The following is an 18,544-nucleotide window of genomic DNA, read 5'->3' on the forward strand; positions in this document are numbered from 1 at the left end:
GGAATAAGCCACATGGTTGAACTCGCTCTCCCCAAGAACTCGCAGATGACGGAAGGCAAGGTCTGGCCGAAGCCGCAGGGCGCGACCAACGTTCGCGAATACCGCATCTACCGCTGGAACCCGGATGACGGCGCCAATCCGCGCATCGACACCTTCTACATTGATGTCGACGATTGCGGCCCGATGGTGCTCGACGGTCTGCTCTACATCAAGAACAAGATCGACCCGACGCTGACGCTGCGCCGCTCCTGCCGCGAAGGCATCTGCGGCTCCTGCGCCATGAACATCGACGGCACCAACACGCTCGCCTGCACCAAGGGCATGGACGAGGTGAAGGGCACGGTGAAGGTTTATCCGCTGCCGCACATGCCTGTCGTCAAGGACCTTGTGCCGGACCTCACCAACTTCTACGCCCAGCACCGCTCGATCGAGCCCTGGCTGAAGACGGTGTCGCCGACGCCGGCCAAGGAATGGAAGCAGAGCCACGAGGACCGCCTGAAACTCGACGGCCTCTACGAGTGCATTCTGTGCGCCTGCTGCTCGACCTCCTGTCCGAGCTATTGGTGGAACGGCGACCGCTACCTCGGTCCGGCCGTGCTGCTGCAGGCCTATCGCTGGCTGATCGACAGCCGCGACGAAGCGACCGGCGAGCGTCTCGACAATCTCGAGGACCCCTTCCGCCTCTACCGCTGCCACACGATCATGAACTGCGCCCAGGCCTGTCCGAAGGGCCTGAACCCGGCGAAGGCGATCGGCGAAATCAAGAAGATGCTGGTCGAGCGCCGCGTCTGACCGGCCGGATTGGAAACGAAGTTCAGGAGACGGCGAGCCTTGGCTCGCCGTTTTCTTTTTGATGTCATCGGTGAAACGGCGATCGACAATTCGTGATTGTGCCGCGGCGACAGGGGATCGGTGATTGGCAATGTGGCGATAACCGTGCCGAGCATGCGTCTTGCAGCCGGGCTGTCAGGACGTTTCAATCCTGCAACAGGTCGCAAGGAATCGTCGTCGCTTGATTTGTCAGGTGGATTTGCTGTATTTCGGCCTATATTGTCGCGTTGCATCATGGTTCGCGGACACGAACAGGAGTAGGGATATGCGGGTTATTCATGCGGCGGCGGGGCTGGCAGTTGTGCTTGCGCTGACCGGATGCCAAAGAACATCGATGGGCGGTTTCGGTTCCCAGGATGTTTCACCCGCTCCCATCCAGGCCGCACCGGTTCCCTCGGTTTCGTCCAATCAGCTTCCGGCGCCGAGCGGCAACACCTCGCAATTCCCGGCTGCACCGGCGAGCGGCACGGCGATCGCCGGCGGCGGTGTTCAGCAGCCCGGCACGCAGGTCGCCGCGGCTGCAGGAGGCGGGCTCGACGTCACCAAGGAATCGATGGTTGGCAACTGGCGCGTCTCGAGCGCCGGCTCCTCCTGTGACATGTTCCTGACACTCACCAATCTCGGCTCCGGCTCGCGCGGCGGCACCCGTGGCTGCGCCGGTGAGCTGACGACCATGGGCTCCTGGGAAGTGGCCGGCAAGCAGGTGGTTCTGAAGGACCGCAGCGGCAACGCCATCGCCCGTCTCTACAAGACGGCCGACGCCCGGTTCGACGGCTCGACCAATGGCGGCCAGCCGGTCAGCCTCAGCCGCTGACGCTTTTCCAGCCCGGTCTCGCGCCGGGCTTTTGTTTTCCGGCTCCTCTCGGGTGAGACGTGCTCAATCCTGACGACAGTATCTACCGCAAGCTCGAAGCGCTCGTTACGAGTGGCGAGCGTAAGCGCGACCCCGCACAGTTTACGATTGCGCGGCGTTTCGATCATCTTTCCGCAGAGCTGCTCGCCAGCCGCCCGTCGCGCAAGACCAATGCGCTCGGCTGGCTGTTCGCCTCGCGCAAGAAGGACCATCCGCCGGTAAAGGGTCTCTACATCCATGGCGGCGTCGGGCGTGGCAAGACCATGCTGATGGACCTGTTCTTCGATACCGTGCCGATCCAGCGCAAGCGTCGGGCGCATTTCCACGAGTTCATGGCCGATGTGCACGAGCGCATCTACAAGCACCGCCAGAAGCTGAAGAACGGCGAGACGAAACAGGCCGATCCGATCCCGCCCGTCGCCTCGGAGCTTTTCGGCGAGGCCCGGCTGCTCTGCTTCGATGAGTTTTCGGTGACCGATATTGCCGACGCGATGATCCTTGGGCGGCTCTTCGGCGAGCTTTTCGCAAAGGGCTGCGTGCTGATCGCGACGTCGAACGTGGCGCCTGACGATCTCTATCGTGACGGCCTCAATCGCGGCCTGTTCCTGCCCTTCATCGATCTGCTCAAGGCGAATGCCGAGGTCATTTCCTTGGACACGGATACCGACTATCGCCTCACGAAGACGGACGGAAGTCCGGTGTGGCTTTCGCCGCTCGGCCCGGAGGCGGATGCGGCGATGGCGCGCGCCTGGATGCGGGAAACCCGCAACGAGGCTGTTGCTCCGGCCGAAGTGCCGCGCAAGGGCCGCAAGATCCATGTGCCGGCTGCCGCCGGGCAGAGCGCCCGCTTTGCGTTCGCCGATCTCTGCCAGCAGCCACTGGGTGCTGCCGATTATCTGGCAATCCTCGAGCGTTACTCGACGATCTTCGTCGACCACGTGCCGCATCTGGGACCCCATATGCGCAACGAGACCAAGCGCTTCATCCTTCTGGTCGACACGCTCTACGACAATGGCGCCCGATTGTTCGCGTCGGCCGCGGCCGAGCCACAGGATCTCCTGACCCAGAAGAAGGGTACGGAAGGCTTCGAGTTCGACCGCACGGTTTCGCGTCTGATCGAGATGCAAAGCGAGGAATATGCCGCCGAACACCCCGCCAATCGGACCGTTTCGTGACGCGGTTGTGACGGAAAGTCTTACGTTTACGTAAGACTTTTATGATCTAACCGATTGAAATTGCTTCATCCAAAAGTATCGTTTGATATTTTACCATTTGCCGTTTAATGGCTTTCGGCGAAGGTTTGGCGTTTGCCGCGTTTCAGGCCTTGATCATATTGGGATCACAAAGGAAGCACTTTCATGGCTCGCAACAAGATCGCACTTATCGGTTCAGGGATGATTGGTGGCACGCTGGCGCATCTCGCCGGCCTGAAGGAACTGGGCGACATCGTCCTCTTCGACATTGCCGACGGCATCCCCCAGGGCAAGGGTCTCGACATCGGCCAGTCCTCCCCGGTCGAAGGTTTCGACGCGAACCTGACGGGTGCCAGCGACTACGCCGCCATCGAAGGCGCCGATGTCTGCATCGTCACCGCCGGCGTTGCCCGCAAGCCCGGCATGAGCCGCGACGATCTGCTCGGCATCAACCTCAAGGTCATGGAACAGGTCGGCGCCGGCATCAAAAAGTACGCTCCGAACGCCTTCGTCATCTGCATCACTAACCCGCTCGACGCCATGGTCTGGGCGCTGCAGAAGTTCTCGGGCCTGCCGAAGAACAAGGTCGTCGGCATGGCCGGCGTTCTCGACAGCGCGCGCTTCCGCCTGTTCCTTTCCCAGGAATTCAACGTTTCGGTCCAGGACGTCACCGCCTTCGTTCTCGGCGGCCACGGCGACACCATGGTGCCGCTCGCCCGCTACTCGACCGTTGCCGGCATCCCGCTGACCGACCTCGTGCAGATGGGCTGGCTCACCAAGGAGCGCCTCGAAGAAATCGTCCAGCGCACCCGTGACGGCGGCGCTGAAATCGTCGGCCTGCTCAAGACCGGCTCGGCCTACTACGCTCCGGCCGCTTCGGCGATCGAGATGGCGGAAGCCTACCTCAAGGACAAGAAGCGCGTGCTGCCCTGCGCCGCGCATCTGACCGGCCAGTACGGCGTCAAGGACATGTATGTCGGCGTTCCGACGGTCATCGGCGCCGGCGGCGTCGAGCGCATCATCGAGATCGATCTCAACAAGGCCGAGAAGGAAGCGTTCGACAAGTCGGTCGCTTCGGTCGCTGGCCTTTGCGAAGCCTGCATCGGCATTGCGCCGAGCCTGAAGCAGTAATCGCGTCCCGTTGAGCGGATGCTGGCATCCGCTCAACCTCTTTGTTTTTGCCGCATTTGTGCGACGGCAGGTGTTTCACCTGTCTGCAGAATGCTCCAGACAGGAAAAACACCATGAACATTCATGAATATCAGGCCAAGGCTCTCCTGAAGAGCTATGGCGCGCCGGTCGCGGAAGGTGTCGCGATCTTCTCCGCAGAAGAGGCAGAAGCCGCTGCCAAGAAGCTCCCGGGCCCGCTCTACGTGGTCAAGAGCCAGATCCATGCTGGCGGCCGCGGCAAGGGCAAGTTCAAGGAACTTTCCGCCGACGCCAAGGGCGGCGTTCGTCTTGCCTTCTCGATCGATGAAGCCAAGGCTCATGCCAAGGACATGCTCGGCAACACGCTCGTCACTGCGCAGACCGGCCCTGCCGGCAAGCAGGTGAACCGCCTCTATATCGAGGATGGCGCCGACATCGACCGCGAACTCTATCTGTCGCTGCTCGTCGACCGCTCGGTCGGCCAGGTTGCCTTCGTCGTTTCGACCGAAGGCGGCATGGACATCGAGGCTGTTGCGCACGACACGCCGGAAAAGATCGTCAACGTCGCGATCAACCCGGAAGCCGGCGTTACCGCCGCTGATCTCGCCAAGCTCACCTCGGCCCTGAAGCTCGAAGGCGAAGCCAAGGCTGATGCCGAAAAGCTCTTCCCGATCCTCTACAAGGCCTTTGTCGAGAAGGACATGAGCCTGCTCGAGATCAACCCGCTGATCGTCATGAAGAACGGCCGCGTGCGCGTTCTCGACGCCAAGGTCTCGTTCGACGGCAACGCGCTCTTCCGCCACGACGACATCAAGGCACTGCGCGACGAAACCGAAGAAGACGCCAAGGAAATCGAGGCCTCCAAGTGGGACCTCGCCTATGTCGCGCTCGACGGCAACATCGGCTGCATGGTCAACGGCGCCGGCCTTGCGATGGCGACGATGGACATCATCAAGCTCTACGGCAAGGAGCCGGCGAACTTCTGTGACGTCGGCGGCGGCGCCGGCAAGGAGAAGGTTGCGGCAGCCTTCAAGATCATCACCGCCGACCCGAAGGTCGAGGGTATCCTCGTCAACATCTTCGGCGGCATCATGAAGTGCGATGTCATCGCTGAAGGTGTCGTTGCGGCCGTGCAGGAAGTCGGCCTCAAGGTTCCGCTGGTCGTTCGTCTCGAAGGCACGAATGTCGAGCTTGGCAAGAAGATCCTGAACGAATCCGGCCTGGCGATCACCGCCGCCGACGATCTGGATGACGCTGCCAAGAAGATCGTCGCCGCGATCAACGGCTAACTGAAGGACCAGACCTCATGTCGATTCTCGTCAATAAGAACACCAAGGTCCTCGTTCAGGGCCTGACCGGCAAGACCGGCACCTTCCATACCGAACAGGCGCTTGCCTATTACGGCACGCAGATGGTCGGCGGCATTCACCCGAAGAAGGGCGGCGAAACCTGGACCGGCTCCAAGGGCGAAACCCTGCCGATCTTCGCGTCGGTTGCCGAAGGCCGTGAAAAGACCGGTGCGGACGCATCCGTGATCTATGTTCCGCCGGCAGGCGCCGCGGACGCGATCATCGAGGCGATCGATGCGGAAATCCCGTTCATCACCTGCATTACCGAAGGCATCCCGGTTGCCGACATGGTGCGCGTCAAGGCTCGTCTCGACCGCTCCAAGTCGCGCCTGCTCGGCCCGAACTGCCCCGGTATCCTGACGCCGGAAGAATGCAAGATCGGCATCATGCCGGGCTCGATGTTCCGCAAGGGTTCGGTCGGCATCGTTTCGCGCTCCGGTACGTTGACCTATGAAGCCGTGTTCCAGACCTCCAACGAAGGCCTCGGCCAGACGACGGCCGTCGGCATCGGCGGCGACCCGGTCAAGGGCACCGAGTTCATCGACGTGCTGGAGATGTTCCTGGCGGACGAAGCCACGACCTCGATCATCATGATCGGCGAGATCGGCGGCTCGGCCGAAGAGGATGCGGCGCAGTTCCTCATCGACGAAGCCAAGAAGGGCCGCAAGAAGCCGATGGCCGGCTTCATCGCGGGCCGTACCGCGCCGAAGGGCCGCACCATGGGTCACGCCGGCGCCGTCGTTTCCGGCGGCAAGGGCGATGCGGAATCCAAGATCGCTGCGATGGAGCAGGCAGGCATCCGCGTGTCGCCGTCGCCGGCCCGTCTCGGCAAGACGCTGGTCGAAGTCCTCAAGGGCTGATCTCAAGACTTCTGTCCGGGCCGGACCATTCCGGTCCGGACAGCGTGCCTGCCGCGTGTTTCCTTGGCTGATTGAAGATCAGGATGCGCGGCAACCTTAGTGCCACGGATCCCGGCGCGTCCTTTCGATGCGCGGCGCCGTAGGAACACCAGGCGCCAACGCGCCGAACGAACATGAACGACCGGGATACCCGGCAACCCAACTTCAGTCAGGAGGCGGACAGAACAGTCCGCGTGAGACCATGACAAGGCAAGAGGCCAACGAGCAATTCCAGCTCACTTCGTTTCTGGACGGCGCCAACGCCGCCTATATCGAGCAGCTCCAAGCACGCTATGAAACGGACCCGGCGTCCGTCTCGGCCGAATGGCAGGCCTTCTTCAAGGCGCTCGCCGACCGGCCGGAAGATGTGGTGAAGGCAGCCAAGGGCGCCTCCTGGAAAAAGAACAACTGGCCGATCGCGGCCAATGGCGAACTCGTCTCTGCGCTCGACGGCGATTGGGGCACGGTCGAAAAGGTCATCGAGAAGAAGGTCAAGGCGAAGGCTGAGGAAGCCGCCGTCGCCACCGGCACTGCCGTGAGCGAGGCAGATATCCTTCAGGCGACGCGCGATTCCGTCCGCGCCATCATGATGATCCGCGCCTATCGTGCCCGTGGCCACCTGCATGCCAAGCTCGATCCGCTCGGCCTTGCTGCCCCGGTCGAGGACTACAACGAGCTTTCGCCCTCGAACTACGGGTTTGAGGAGAAGGATCTCGACCGCAAGATCTTCATCGACAACGTGCTCGGCCTCGAATACGCGAGCATTCGCGAAATGGTCGAAATCCTCGAGCGCACCTACTGCTCGACGATCGGCGTCGAATTCATGCACATGTCCAACCCGGAAGAGAAGGCCTGGATCCAGGAGCGCATCGAAGGACCGGACAAGGGCGTCGAGTTCACGCCCGAGGGCAAGAAGGCGATCCTCCAGAAGCTGATCGAGTCGGAAGGCTTCGAGCAGTTCATCGACGTCAAGTACAAGGGCACCAAGCGCTTTGGTCTCGACGGTGGCGAATCGCTGATCCCGGCACTCGAGCAGATCATCAAGCGCGGCGGCCAGGAAGGCCTCAAGGAAATCGTGCTCGGCATGGCCCACCGCGGCCGCTTGAACGTGCTGTCTCAGGTGATGGCCAAGCCGCATCGCGCCATCTTCCACGAGTTCAAGGGCGGCTCCTACGCGCCTGACGACGTCGAAGGTTCGGGCGACGTGAAGTACCACCTCGGCGCTTCCTCGGACCGCGAATTCGATGGCAACAAGGTTCACCTGTCGCTGACGGCGAACCCCTCGCACCTCGAAATCGTCAACCCTGTCGTCATGGGCAAGGCCCGTGCCAAGCAGGACCAGATGGCGACCGTGTTTGAAGGCGACATCATTCCGTTGCGCGAACGCTCGAAGGTCATGCCGCTCTTGCTGCATGGCGACGCCGCCTTTGCCGGCCAGGGCGTGATTGCTGAAATCCTCGGCCTTTCCGGCCTGCGCGGCCACCGCGTTGCCGGTACCGTCCATTTCATCATCAACAACCAGATTGGCTTCACCACCAATCCGGCCTTCTCGCGTTCGTCGCCCTATCCGTCCGACGTCGCCAAGATGATCGAGGCGCCGATCTTCCACGTTAACGGCGACGATCCGGAAGCGGTTGTCTACGCGGCCAAGATCGCCACCGAATTCCGGATGAAGTTCCACAAGCCTGTCGTCATCGACATGTTCTGCTACCGCCGCTTCGGCCACAACGAAGGCGACGAGCCTGCGTTCACGCAGCCGAAGATGTACAAGGTCATCCGCGCCCACAAGACCGTCGTCCAGCTCTACTCCGACCGTCTGGTCGCCGAGGGCCTGATGTCGGAAGGCGAAGTCGAGAAGATGAAGGCCGACTGGCGCGCTCACCTCGAGCAGGAGTTCGAGGCTGGCCAGTCCTACAAGCCCAACAAGGCCGACTGGCTGGATGGTGTCTGGTCGGGCTTGCGCTCGGCCGACAACCAGGACGAACAGCGCCGCGGCAAGACCTCGGTGCCGATGAAGCAGCTCAAGGAAGTCGGTCGCAAGATCTCGGAGATCCCGGCCGGTTTCAATGCACACCGCACGATCCAGCGCTTCATGGAAAACCGCGCTCAGATGATCCAGACCGGCGAAGGCGTCGACTGGGCGATGGCCGAGGCACTCGCCTTCGGCACGCTCGTCACCGAAGGCACCAAGATCCGCCTTTCGGGCCAGGATTGCGAACGCGGCACCTTCTCGCAGCGTCATTCCGTGCTCTACGATCAGCAGAGCGAAGAGCGCTACATTCCGCTTGCGAACCTGTCGCCGACCCAGGCCCGCTACGAAGTCATCAACTCGATGCTCTCGGAAGAAGCGGTCCTCGGCTTCGAATACGGTTACTCGCTCGCCCGTCCGAACGCGTTGACGCTTTGGGAAGCCCAGTTCGGCGACTTCGCCAACGGTGCACAGGTCGTCTTCGACCAGTTCATCTCGTCGGGCGAACGCAAGTGGCTGCGCATGTCTGGTCTCGTCTGCCTGCTGCCGCACGGTTATGAGGGCCAGGGTCCGGAGCACTCGTCCGCCCGCCTCGAACGCTTCCTGCAGCTCTGCGCCGAAGACAACATGCAGGTCGCCAACGTCACGACGCCGGCGAACTACTTCCACATCCTGCGCCGGCAGGTGAAGCGCGACTTCCGCAAGCCGCTGGTCCTGATGACGCCGAAGTCGCTGCTGCGCCACAAGCGGGCGGTTTCGAGTCTGTCGGAAATGGCCGGCGAGAGCTCGTTCCACCGCCTGCTGTGGGACGATGCCGAGGTGATCAAGGATGGTCCGATCAAGCTGCAGAAGGACTCGAAGATCCGTCGCGTCGTGCTCTGCTCGGGCAAGGTCTACTACGACCTGCTCGAAGAGCGCGAGAAGCGCGGCATCGACGACGTCTACCTGCTGCGCGTCGAACAGCTCTATCCGTTCCCGGCCAAGGCGCTGATCAACGAGCTCAGCCGCTTCCGCAACGCGGAGATGGTCTGGTGCCAGGAAGAGCCGAAGAACATGGGCGCCTGGTCGTTCATCGACCCCTATCTCGAATGGGTTCTCGCCCATATCGACGCCAAGTATCAGCGCGTGCGCTACACCGGCCGTCCGGCTGCCGCCTCGCCGGCAACGGGCCTGATGTCGAAGCACCAGGCGCAGCTTGCCGCCTTCCTCGAGGACGCGCTGGGGGGCTGACGCTCCCCACGCTCTGAGCCAATAGAAACAGATATCTGATCAACGGAACAAAAATCATGGCAACAGAAATCCGCGTTCCCACCCTCGGCGAATCCGTCAGCGAAGCGACCGTCGGCACCTGGTTCAAGAAGGTCGGCGATGCCATCAAGGCCGATGAGCCCCTGCTCGAACTCGAAACCGACAAGGTGACGATCGAAGTGCCGGCGCCAGCCGCTGGCACGCTTTCCGAAATCGTTGCGCAGGCCGGCGAGACCGTCGGTCTCGGCGCGCTGCTCGGCCAGATCGCTGCCGGCGCTGCTGCTGCCGCTCCGGCGGCTGCTGCCGAAAAGAAGGCCGAGCCGGCCGCTGCCGCTCCGGCTGCCCCGGCTGCCGCTGCAGCACCCGCTGCCTCGTCGATGCCGCCGGCACCGGCTGCCGCGAAGCTGCTCGCCGAAAACAACCTGTCGGCCGATCAGCTCGATGGCTCCGGCAAGCGTGGCCAGGTGCTGAAGGGTGACGTGCTTGCAGCCGTCGCCAAGGGCATCTCGACCCCTGCTGTCGCAGAGCCCGCAAAGGTCCAGGCCCGTGCGCCGTCGACGGCAGAAGATGTCGTGCGCGAAGAGCGCGTCAAGATGACCCGCCTGCGCCAGACGATCGCCAAGCGCCTCAAGGATGCGCAGAACACCGCCGCCATGCTCACCACCTACAACGAGGTGGACATGAGCGCCGTCATGTCGCTGCGCAACAAGTACAAGGACATCTTCGAGAAGAAGCATGGCGTGAAGCTCGGCTTCATGGGCTTTTTCACCAAGGCCGTGACCCACGCGCTGAAGGAAATCCCGGCTGTTAACGCCGAGATCGACGGCACCGACATCATCTACAAGAACTACTGCCACATCGGCGTCGCCGTCGGCACCGACAAGGGCCTTGTCGTTCCGATCGTGCGCGATGCCGACCAGATGTCGATCGCCGAGATCGAGAAGGACATCGGCCGTCTCGGCAAGGCTGCGCGTGATGGCGCGCTGTCGATGGCCGACATGCAGGGCGGTACCTTCACCATCTCCAACGGCGGCGTCTACGGTTCGCTGATGTCCTCGCCGATCCTCAACGCGCCGCAGTCGGGCATTCTCGGCATGCACAAGATCCAGGACCGTCCGGTCGCCATCGGCGGCCAGGTCGTCATCCGCCCGATGATGTACCTCGCGCTCTCGTACGATCACCGCATCGTCGACGGCAAGGAAGCCGTGACCTTCCTCGTCCGCGTCAAGGAAAGCCTCGAGGATCCGGAGCGTCTGGTTCTCGATCTCTAAGAGTTGGGCGGGGGCGATTGCAGCCCCCGCTTCTTTCTGCGCCGCGCTTCTCCGGATCGCATCGATGTCGTTCGAACTGACCTACCTGCTCTGGAGTGCCGTTCTCGCCTTCGCCTATATGATGGCGCAGGCGGGCGCCTATCGCCTGCAGCACGGCGTCATCGAAGCTGATACCAATCGCGACGTCGTGCCGGAGCCCAATGTCTTTACCGGGCGGGCGGGACGGGCGCTGCGCAATTTTCACGAGACCTATCCGGTCTTCATCGCCCTTGCGGTCGTGATAGAATTCTCCGGACGGAGCGGACCGCTCACCCAATGGGGCGTGGGGATCTGGTTCTGGGCAAGAGCCGCCTACCTGCCGATTTATATTGGCGGCCTCGGATTGGTTCGCTCCGCCGTCTGGACCGTTTCGGCGGTCGGGCTCCTGCTGATGATTGCGGGTATTCTGATCTGAACGGAGGAACTCGCATGGCATCCGAACCAAACGTTCCGCCGATCCAGGTGCATCTCTGCGTCAAGGACGGCATCGCGGCGATCGCCTTTTACGAGAAGGCCTTTGGTGCCCAACACACCTTTTGCCAGCTGGCGGAGGATCGCAAGCGCGTGATGCATTCCAATCTCGCGCTCTTCGGCGGCGAGATCATGCTGCACGACGAATTTCCCGAATTCGGCTCGAACGTTCTTTCGCCGAAGACGGTCGGTGGTGCGAGCGTCGCCATCAACATCAATCTGCCTGATGCCGCCGACGTCGATGCAGCCTATGACCGGGCGATCGCCGCCGGGGCATCGACAGTTCTGGAGCCGCAGGATACCTTCTGGCACGCACGTTACGCGCGCATCCAGGATCCCTTCGGCCACGTCTGGGCCTTCAACGCACCGGTCGCACAACCATGAGCCAATATCTCCTAGAACTCGCATCGCTGATGGCGATCTTCGCCTTTGCGATCGTCTCTCCCGGCGCCGATCTGGCCATGGTCATGCGCCAGTCGATCGTGCATGGCCGGCGCCCGGCCATCATCACGTCCTTCGGCATCGGCACCTCGCTGATGTTCCATGTGACTTACACGATCCTCGGTCTGGGGCTGATCATTTCGCAGTCGATCTACCTCTTCAACATCGTCAAATGGTGCGGCGTCGCTTACCTGATCTATATCGGCATCAAGGCGCTCCGTGCCGGCCAGACGGAGATCAAGGTCGAGCGCGCGGAAGGCAATGAGCCGGCCAAGGGCCAGTCGACCGCCAAGGCTTTCGGCCTCGGCTTTGCCGCCAATGCGCTCAATCCGAAGCCGGTATTCTTCTTCCTGTCGATCTTCTCGACCGTCGTCAGCGCCCACACGCCGATCCTCGTCAAGTTCGGCTATGGGCTGGTCATGGCCACCTGCCTGATCCTCTGGTTCGTCGGCGTCAGCCTGTTCATGACGACGCCGCGGATGCGCGCCGCCTTCACCCGCGCCAGCAAGTGGATCGACCGCGCCAGCGGCGTGGTCTTCATTGCGCTTGGTCTCAGGCTCGCGACGGAGAAGGCAGCGTGATCATGATCTCCGGTCGCTTCATCTTGATGCTGTTCTGCACCGCGCTTGCAGCGCCGGCTGCCGCTGCCGATTGCAAGCAGTCGCACGCGATCTACGCCGATCGTGACGGCGGCTATGAGCTGCGCTTCGAGCCGGTCGGCTCGGCAAGTGCGGCGACCAGCAACCACTTCAAGGTGGCGGTGCTCAAACCCGGGCTTCTGCTCGACGGCGTCGTGATGCCGGCGGGAGAGCCGGAACGCGCCACGGGGCTGATCATGCACAATTGCCCGGAGGGTGACGCGACCGGCGAGGAACTGCGCGCCTGCACGGTATGGCAGGGCGTCGTCTATGCGCTCGACAAGGCCGGTGCGATCAGCGAGATCCCTGGTGAAGCCGAACAGGCGGCCGAGCAGTTGCTGCTTCCCGATTTCGGGCCTTCCCTCAGAGCATCGAGCGCCTGGGGCAAGGGCAAGGCCGAGGCCGACAGCTGGGATTCTTTCACCCTCAAGGGATGCGCCGCATGAGCGCAGGCCCCGTTCTTCTCGTGACAGGCGGTAGCCGCGGTATCGGCGCGGCGGTTTGTGTCGCCGCGGCGAAAGCCGGCTGGCGTGTCGCAGTCAACTACGCGACGAACCGTGATGCGGCAGATGCGGTTGTCGGCGCGATCGAAGCGGCCGGCGGCTCGGCGATTGCGGTTCAGGGCGATGTCGGCTCGGAGGCGGATATCCAGGCGATGTTCGCTGCCGTCGATGCGGCCTTCGGCCGGCTGGATGGCCTCGTCAACAATGCCGGCATCGTTGGGCCGACCGCGCGGATCGACGAGATGTCGGTCGAGCGGCTGGAGCGGATGTTCCGCATTAACGTCACCGGCTCCATTCGCTGCGCGGCGGAAGCGGTTCGGCGCATGTCGACGCGCTACGGCGGCAAGGGTGGCGCCATCGTCAACATCTCCTCGGCCGCAGCCGTGCTCGGCTCGCCGGCGCAATATGTCGACTACGCCGCCTCGAAGGGTGCGATCGACACCTTCACCATCGGCCTTGCGCGCGAGGTTGCGACCGAGGGCATTCGCGTCAATGCGATCCGTCCCGGCGTCATCGATACCGAGATCCATGCCTCCGGCGGCCTGCCGGACCGGGCGCGCGATCTTGCTCCCACCATTCCCGTTCAGCGACCCGGCACCGCCGAGGAAGTCGCTGACGCGGTTCTCTACCTCCTGTCAGACAAGGCGACTTATGTGACGGGGGCAATTCTCAATGTCAGCGGCGGGCGGTAACCGCCCTGAAGGAAGGATATTCTAATGGCTTATGATCTCATCGTTATCGGCAGCGGCCCCGGCGGCTATGTCTGCGCCATCAAGGCGGCTCAGCTCGGCCTGAAGGTGGCCGTCGTCGAGAAGCGCGCCACCTATGGCGGCACCTGCCTCAACATCGGCTGCATCCCGTCGAAGGCGCTACTGCATGCTTCGGAGGTGTTCCATCAGGTCGCCCATGGCGTCGACGCGCTTGGCGTCGAAGTCGCAGCACCGAAGCTGAACCTCGAAAAGATGTTGGCCCACAAGGACGCGACCGTTAAGTCCAACGTCGAGGGCGTCTCGTTCCTGTTCAAGAAGAACAAGATCGACGGCATCCAGGGCACCGGCAAGGTTCTCGGTCAGGGCAAGGTTTCGGTCACCAACGACAAGGGCGAGGAGCAGATCCTCGAAACCAAGAACATCGTGATCGCCACCGGCTCCGACGTCGCCGGCATTCCGGGCGTTCAGGTCGATATCGACGAGAAGGTGATCATCTCCTCGACCGGCGGCATCGCGCTCGAAAAGGTCCCGGCCAACATGATCGTCGTCGGCGGCGGCGTCATCGGCCTCGAGCTCGGCTCGGTCTGGGCGCGCCTCGGCGCCAAGGTTACGGTTGTCGAATATCTCGATACCATCCTCGGCGGCATGGACGGCGAAGTTGCCAAGCAGTTCCAGCGCATGCTCGCGAAGCAGGGCATGGACTTCAAGCTGGGCGCCAAGGTGACCGGCGTCGTCAAGGACGGCAAGGGCGCCAAGGTGACCTTCGAGCCGGTCAAGGGCGGCGACGCCGTGACGCTCGATGCCGACGTGGTGCTGATTGCCACCGGCCGCAAGCCTTACACCGATGGTCTTGGCCTCGATAAGGCCGGCGTCGTCATGGACCAGCGCGGTCGTGTCGAGATCGACCATCACTACCAGACGAGCGTTACCGGCATCTACGCGATCGGTGACGTCGTGCGCGGCCCGATGCTCGCCCACAAGGCGGAAGACGAAGGCGTCGCCGTTGCCGAGATCCTCGCCGGACAGGCCGGCCACGTGAACTATGACGTCATCCCGAGCGTCGTCTACACCCAGCCGGAAGTCGCCTCCGTCGGCAAGACCGAGGAAGAGCTGAAGGCTGCAGGCGTCGCCTACAAGATCGGCAAGTTCCCCTTCACAGCCAATGGCCGCGCGCGCGCCATGCTTGCCACCGACGGCTTCGTGAAGATTCTCGCCGACAAGGAAACCGACCGGGTTCTCGGCGGCCACATCGTCGGCTTCGGCGCCGGCGAGATGATCCACGAAATCGCCGTGCTGATGGAATTCGGCGGTTCGTCGGAAGACCTCGGCCGCACCTGCCATGCGCATCCGACCATGTCGGAAGCGGTCAAGGAAGCGGCTCTTTCGACCTTCTTCAAGCCGATTCACATGTAATGATCCAGCGAGGGGGCTGCAGCAAGCGGCCCCCTTGTTCCAGCCGCGCGCTTTCAACATGCCGGCTGTTGTTGCGGTGCTTTCGCCAGTGCCGCGTCAGCGTTCGCTGACATCCCCCCGGATATTTCGTGGCGGATGGCGATTATCTCTCACTCTTCAGAAGCAGATCGGAGCGCGTGGAAGCGCTCCTCGAACTCCCGCCTGAGGCTGCGTCGTGCTTCGGCCGCGCGCTGCCGGCGCTTGCGGTCAGCGGTGTCAGTGTTCAGCGGAGGTACGGGCGTCGGCGCGCCGTCGGCGTCGACCGCGACCATCGTGAAGTAACAGGAGTTGGTGTGTCGCCGCTCGCCACTCCTGATGTTCTCGGCCTCGACGCGGATGCCGATTTCCATCGAGGTTCGGCCGGCATTGTTGACCGCGGCACGGAAGGTGACGAGCTCGCCGACATGGATCGGCTGGCGGAAGGTCACCTGGTCGACCGAAAGCGTCACCGCATATTGCTGCGAATAGCGCGAGGCGCATGAGAAAGCCACGCGATCCAGGAGATTGAGCAGCGCGCCGCCATGGACCTTGCCGCTGAAATTGGCCATGTCCGGCGTCATCAGCACGACCATTTCGAGTTCGCGTGTGTCGTGGCTGGTTTCCATTGTCCATCTCCAGAATTTGCAACGTTCAGCTTGAGTTATGCAGCTTGTCGGCGCGAAGGGAAGGCCCCACCGCATCGGCGTAGGACGGCCCCGGCGGCAGACTGGGTGTGACGATTGGACCGAGGGCTGCGACAAGCGGTCTCCTGTCCAGGCACGACGGAGGGCGCAATCATGTTTCAAAGGACAAACGACGCCGTGGCGTCAGGAGGAAACATGAAACCGAGAGCCGTGGCCACCTCGTTGCCGAACCGGCATCTACCGCACGCCGATTGGGCCGACCGTTTCGAGCTCGCCCTCGACGGCAAGGGCGTGACCGCCGCGGAAGCGGCCGAACGTTCGCTTGGCCGTTCGCCGCGATGGATTCGCGAACTGCTGCGCCTGCGCAACCGCGTGGTCTCGCTCATTGGCCTGAAATCGGCGGCGCCGAAACCGGGTCGCTTCGGGCTGGTCGGGGCGTTTCCGGTGCTGTCGAAAAGCGATGACGAAGTGGTGCTCGGTTTTGACGACAAGCATCTCGATTTTCGCATCGTCGTCGATGTCAGGGCGGGATCCGCGGTCAACCAGATCGTCGGCGTCACCACGCTCGTCCGGCGGCACAATGCGCTCGGGCGGGTTTACCTCGCGGCGGTCACGCCGTTTCACAAGGTGATCGTGCCGACGCTTCTGGCCCGGGTGGCGGGTCCGGGCGGTCAGATTGGCTGATCAGTCTCCGGCTTGAACGCCCGCCAGTCAGTTGGCGCGCGTGACCGTGAAGCCCTGGGCGCGGAGCAGTTCGACCAGGCCTTCCTTGCCCGGAAGGTGCAGCGCTCCGACGGCCATGAAAGCGCCGCCGTCCTTCAGGATCGGTTCGGCACGTGTCGCCATCGTCTTGTTGCGGTCGACGATGATGCGCTGCTCGAAATCGGCATAGCCGAAATCCTCCGCTGTGCCCTTGTCGGAAACGGATCTCATCATCGGCATGATCATGCCGGTGTCGCCGGAAAGGTAGAGGTCGGTCATTGTCGCGAAGACGTCGTCGATCGTCTTGCCGAGCGCCAGCGTCTCGATGAGCGCGCGCAGGTGCAGTTCGGTCGGAAGCGAATCCATCGCTGCGAGCTGTTCGATCAGCGTCTCCAGGCCCTTGAGCGTCTTGCCCTGGCTGACCGCATCCTCGGCAATCTTCTTGTCGAGGAAGGAGGCGCCGGTCGCCTTGCGGCTGATCTCGCAGGCGGGCAATGCGACGAAGCTCGCGATCATCCAGGGTTTCATGCGCGCAACGAGCGTCAGCGGAATGCCGCGGGCTTTGAGGCCCGCTTCGAGCTGTTCGCGATCGCCGGGCTTCAGGAAATCGGCGATCGTCTTGTTATCCGGGAACATGGTGAGGTCGGGCCGCATCAGGATCGCGGCGGCCGATTTCTTCTCGTCGACGATCTCGTCCGATTCGACGATGACGGTTGAGGCTGCTTCGAAAGCGGCCGGCGCCTCGGCAGGCAATGCCAGTACGCGCGGATCGGTCACGTGCATGGTGCCGAGCAGCCAGGAGGCCGCGATGCCTTCCTTCTCGATCTTCCAGAAGATGCCTTTGCCGTTCGGCACGGCGGCGGCTTCCGCTTCAAGTGCGGCGAATTTGGTCGGATCCGACTGGGCAAGGGCGGTAAGCACATTCGAACCGCCGCATTCGGCTTCCTGTGCATCGGCTTCCGCGACGAAGAAGAGTGCAACGACGAGGCTGGCGGCAAGAACGACATGCAAGAGGGCAATGAGCCAAAGTGTACCGTCGGCGACCAACGCAAGCAGGTCGCGGGGCAGATTTCGATCAGGTCTCGCAAAGGCGGTCATCGTTGTTCCCCGACGGTCGGACGGTCGTTGCTGAACCCTAGGGCCGGGCCGGTCACGGCTTCCTTAAAGGGCATGGTTAATCCATCGTTTCGCCGAAAATCAGGCGCGCGGATGGGCGCGATCGTAGATTTCCAGAAGCCGCGCGGAATCGACACCGGTATAGACCTGCGTGGTCGACAGGCTGGCGTGGCCGAGCAGTTCCTGGATGGTCCTGAGATCGCCGCCGCCGGCCAGCAGATGGGTGGCGAAGGAGTGTCGCAGCGCATGCGGCGTTGCCGTGTCCGGCAGGCCGAGGGCGCCGCGCAGCTTTTGCATTTCCCGCTGGATGATTGCCGGCTGCAGCTTGGCGCCACGGGCACCCCGAAACAACGGTTCATCAGCAGGCGGCTGATAGGGGCAGAGTTTGATATAGGCTGCGACGGCTTCACGTGCGGCCTGTATCAGCGGCACGAGCCGCGTCTTGCCGCCTTTGCCGATGATGCGCAGCGACGAGGGCGTGCCGGCGAAATCGCCCGATGTCAGCCCGAGCGCTTCGGAAATGCGCAGGCCGCAGCCATAGAGCAGGGTCAGCACCGCGGCATTGCGCGCGGCGATCCAGGGCTCCTCGGCAAGCTGCGCCTCCGAGGTCACGACGTTCAGCGCCTCTCGGTCGGTCAGCGGCTTCGGAAGCGATTTCGGCTGCTTCGGCGAGCGCACGGCGGCGGCACCTGCTGCGTTCGCAAGGCCATTGCGTTCGAGAAAGCGCAGGAAGGAGCGCAAGCCGGCGAGGCCACGGCCGAGCGTGCGTGCACCGGCGCCACCCTTGCGGCGCTGGGCGAGGAAGCCGCGCAGATCCGCCGGCCGCAGCGTCCGGATGTCGGAAAGGCGCGGCGGCCCGGCCAGATGGCCGGTCAGGAATGTCAGGAATTGACGGGTGTCGCGCTCATAGGCCTCGACGGTGTTGTCGGAGAGGCGCCGCTCCCGCATGAGCCCATTGAGCCAACGTTGGCGTTCGGCAAGGAGTTCCGGATGGCCGATGACGAGGAGCTCGTTCATTGTCGCTTCCCAAGTTGGTCCATCGGCGACAATGCCCTGACGCATCTTATGTTTTTGCTAATGCGCCCTT

Annotated in this window: 18 protein-coding genes; 15 read left to right on the plus strand and 3 right to left on the minus strand. The window is 63.0% G+C overall.

Translation table 11 applies throughout. The features are described from left to right. Nucleotides 1-12 precede the first annotated feature (12 nt). From ASE60_RS28735 to lpdA, 14 genes are all read left to right on the plus strand, one after another. Complete coding sequence (locus tag ASE60_RS28735) at nucleotides 13-792, plus strand: succinate dehydrogenase iron-sulfur subunit (protein WP_057254998.1); 780 nt, start codon at nucleotides 13-15, stop codon at nucleotides 790-792. 304 nt (nucleotides 793-1,096) lie between these two features. After that, the gene (locus ASE60_RS28740; RefSeq protein WP_057254999.1) at nucleotides 1,097-1,645 is read left to right on the plus strand and encodes a protease inhibitor Inh/omp19 family protein; all 549 of its coding nucleotides are present in this window, start codon (nucleotides 1,097-1,099) and stop codon (nucleotides 1,643-1,645) included. 59 nt (nucleotides 1,646-1,704) lie between these two features. Beyond that, nucleotides 1,705-2,859 (plus strand): cell division protein ZapE, encoded by a 1,155-nt coding sequence (gene zapE, locus ASE60_RS28745; protein ID WP_057255000.1) that lies wholly within the window; start codon nucleotides 1,705-1,707, stop codon nucleotides 2,857-2,859. 183 nt (nucleotides 2,860-3,042) lie between these two features. Further along, nucleotides 3,043-4,008 (plus strand): malate dehydrogenase, encoded by a 966-nt coding sequence (gene mdh, locus ASE60_RS28750; protein ID WP_057255001.1) that lies wholly within the window; start codon nucleotides 3,043-3,045, stop codon nucleotides 4,006-4,008. Nucleotides 4,009-4,121: 113 nt separating this feature from the next. Beyond that, on the plus strand, nucleotides 4,122-5,315 hold the full coding sequence (gene sucC / locus ASE60_RS28755; RefSeq protein WP_057255002.1) for an ADP-forming succinate--CoA ligase subunit beta: 1,194 nt from the start codon (nucleotides 4,122-4,124) through the stop codon (nucleotides 5,313-5,315). 17 nt (nucleotides 5,316-5,332) lie between these two features. Then, complete coding sequence (gene sucD, locus ASE60_RS28760; protein WP_057255003.1) at nucleotides 5,333-6,235, plus strand: succinate--CoA ligase subunit alpha; 903 nt, start codon at nucleotides 5,333-5,335, stop codon at nucleotides 6,233-6,235. Between the two features lie 241 nt (nucleotides 6,236-6,476). Continuing rightward, entirely contained in the window at nucleotides 6,477-9,473 is a 2,997-nt protein-coding gene (locus tag ASE60_RS28765; protein WP_057255004.1) for a 2-oxoglutarate dehydrogenase E1 component, read from the plus strand. A gap of 56 nt (nucleotides 9,474-9,529) precedes the next feature. Beyond that, nucleotides 9,530-10,762 carry a 2-oxoglutarate dehydrogenase complex dihydrolipoyllysine-residue succinyltransferase gene (gene odhB, locus ASE60_RS28770; RefSeq protein WP_057255005.1) on the plus strand — a complete coding sequence of 411 codons (1,233 nt, stop codon included), beginning with the start codon at nucleotides 9,530-9,532 and terminating at the stop codon, nucleotides 10,760-10,762. A 64-nt stretch (nucleotides 10,763-10,826) separates the two neighbouring features. Then, nucleotides 10,827-11,216: an MAPEG family protein gene (locus ASE60_RS28775; RefSeq protein ID WP_057255006.1), complete on the plus strand. Its 390-nt coding sequence runs from the start codon at nucleotides 10,827-10,829 to the stop codon at nucleotides 11,214-11,216. Between the two features lie 14 nt (nucleotides 11,217-11,230). After that, nucleotides 11,231-11,656: a VOC family protein gene (locus tag ASE60_RS28780; RefSeq protein WP_057255007.1), complete on the plus strand. Its 426-nt coding sequence runs from the start codon at nucleotides 11,231-11,233 to the stop codon at nucleotides 11,654-11,656. Beyond that, the gene (locus ASE60_RS28785; protein WP_057255008.1) at nucleotides 11,653-12,294 is read left to right on the plus strand and encodes a LysE family translocator; all 642 of its coding nucleotides are present in this window, start codon (nucleotides 11,653-11,655) and stop codon (nucleotides 12,292-12,294) included. Before ASE60_RS28780 ends, ASE60_RS28785 begins: the two co-directional genes overlap by 4 nt. 2 nt (nucleotides 12,295-12,296) lie before the next feature. Next, nucleotides 12,297-12,797, plus strand: coding sequence for a hypothetical protein (locus ASE60_RS28790; RefSeq protein ID WP_057255100.1), 501 nt, complete (start codon nucleotides 12,297-12,299; stop codon nucleotides 12,795-12,797). Further along, nucleotides 12,794-13,546, plus strand: coding sequence for an SDR family oxidoreductase (locus ASE60_RS28795; RefSeq protein WP_057255101.1), 753 nt, complete (start codon nucleotides 12,794-12,796; stop codon nucleotides 13,544-13,546). Before ASE60_RS28790 ends, ASE60_RS28795 begins: the two co-directional genes overlap by 4 nt. 24 nt (nucleotides 13,547-13,570) lie before the next feature. Beyond that, complete coding sequence (gene lpdA, locus ASE60_RS28800) at nucleotides 13,571-14,977, plus strand: dihydrolipoyl dehydrogenase (RefSeq protein ID WP_057255009.1); 1,407 nt, start codon at nucleotides 13,571-13,573, stop codon at nucleotides 14,975-14,977. Between the two features lie 149 nt (nucleotides 14,978-15,126). Here the strand turns inward: lpdA and ASE60_RS28805 are convergent, their stop codons facing one another. Beyond that, on the minus strand, nucleotides 15,127-15,621 hold the full coding sequence (locus tag ASE60_RS28805) for an acyl-CoA thioesterase (RefSeq protein ID WP_057255010.1): 495 nt from the start codon (nucleotides 15,619-15,621) through the stop codon (nucleotides 15,127-15,129). A gap of 213 nt (nucleotides 15,622-15,834) precedes the next feature. On the opposite strand from ASE60_RS28805, the gene ASE60_RS28810 reads away from it, so the two are divergent. Next, the gene (locus tag ASE60_RS28810) at nucleotides 15,835-16,323 is read left to right on the plus strand and encodes a DUF2867 domain-containing protein (protein WP_057255011.1); all 489 of its coding nucleotides are present in this window, start codon (nucleotides 15,835-15,837) and stop codon (nucleotides 16,321-16,323) included. Between the two features lie 27 nt (nucleotides 16,324-16,350). Here ASE60_RS28810 and ASE60_RS28815 read toward each other — a convergent pair whose 3' ends face one another. Both ASE60_RS28815 and ASE60_RS28820 read right to left on the minus strand, forming a co-directional pair. Continuing rightward, entirely contained in the window at nucleotides 16,351-17,439 is a 1,089-nt protein-coding gene (locus ASE60_RS28815; protein WP_057255012.1) for a TraB/GumN family protein, read from the minus strand. A gap of 99 nt (nucleotides 17,440-17,538) precedes the next feature. After that, nucleotides 17,539-18,474 (minus strand): tyrosine recombinase XerC, encoded by a 936-nt coding sequence (locus ASE60_RS28820; protein WP_057255013.1) that lies wholly within the window; start codon nucleotides 18,472-18,474, stop codon nucleotides 17,539-17,541. Nucleotides 18,475-18,544 lie beyond the last annotated feature (70 nt).

The organism is Ensifer sp. Root278, from assembly GCF_001429285.1.
GTDB lineage: Bacteria > Pseudomonadota > Alphaproteobacteria > Rhizobiales > Rhizobiaceae > Ensifer.

Bases quoted from the DNA above. Each gene is read 5' to 3' on its own strand.
- ASE60_RS28740 (WP_057254999.1), top strand. From the start codon at position 1,097: ATGCGGGTTATTCATGCGGCGGCGGGGCTGGCAGTTGTGCTTGCGCTG.
- ASE60_RS28805 (WP_057255010.1), bottom strand. From the start codon at position 15,621: ATGGAAACCAGCCACGACACACGCGAACTCGAAATGGTCGTGCTGATG.
- ASE60_RS28820 (WP_057255013.1), bottom strand. From the start codon at position 18,474: ATGAACGAGCTCCTCGTCATCGGCCATCCGGAACTCCTTGCCGAACGC.
- ASE60_RS28785 (WP_057255008.1), top strand. From the start codon at position 11,653: ATGAGCCAATATCTCCTAGAACTCGCATCGCTGATGGCGATCTTCGCC.
- mdh (WP_057255001.1), top strand. From the start codon at position 3,043: ATGGCTCGCAACAAGATCGCACTTATCGGTTCAGGGATGATTGGTGGC.
- lpdA (WP_057255009.1), top strand. From the start codon at position 13,571: ATGGCTTATGATCTCATCGTTATCGGCAGCGGCCCCGGCGGCTATGTC.
- ASE60_RS28775 (WP_057255006.1), top strand. From the start codon at position 10,827: ATGTCGTTCGAACTGACCTACCTGCTCTGGAGTGCCGTTCTCGCCTTC.
- ASE60_RS28735 (WP_057254998.1), top strand. From the start codon at position 13: ATGGTTGAACTCGCTCTCCCCAAGAACTCGCAGATGACGGAAGGCAAG.
- sucD (WP_057255003.1), top strand. From the start codon at position 5,333: ATGTCGATTCTCGTCAATAAGAACACCAAGGTCCTCGTTCAGGGCCTG.
- odhB (WP_057255005.1), top strand. From the start codon at position 9,530: ATGGCAACAGAAATCCGCGTTCCCACCCTCGGCGAATCCGTCAGCGAA.
- ASE60_RS28790 (WP_057255100.1), top strand. From the start codon at position 12,297: ATGATCTCCGGTCGCTTCATCTTGATGCTGTTCTGCACCGCGCTTGCA.
- ASE60_RS28810 (WP_057255011.1), top strand. From the start codon at position 15,835: ATGAAACCGAGAGCCGTGGCCACCTCGTTGCCGAACCGGCATCTACCG.
- ASE60_RS28780 (WP_057255007.1), top strand. From the start codon at position 11,231: ATGGCATCCGAACCAAACGTTCCGCCGATCCAGGTGCATCTCTGCGTC.
- ASE60_RS28795 (WP_057255101.1), top strand. From the start codon at position 12,794: ATGAGCGCAGGCCCCGTTCTTCTCGTGACAGGCGGTAGCCGCGGTATC.
- ASE60_RS28815 (WP_057255012.1), bottom strand. From the start codon at position 17,439: ATGACCGCCTTTGCGAGACCTGATCGAAATCTGCCCCGCGACCTGCTT.
- ASE60_RS28765 (WP_057255004.1), top strand. From the start codon at position 6,477: ATGACAAGGCAAGAGGCCAACGAGCAATTCCAGCTCACTTCGTTTCTG.
- sucC (WP_057255002.1), top strand. From the start codon at position 4,122: ATGAACATTCATGAATATCAGGCCAAGGCTCTCCTGAAGAGCTATGGC.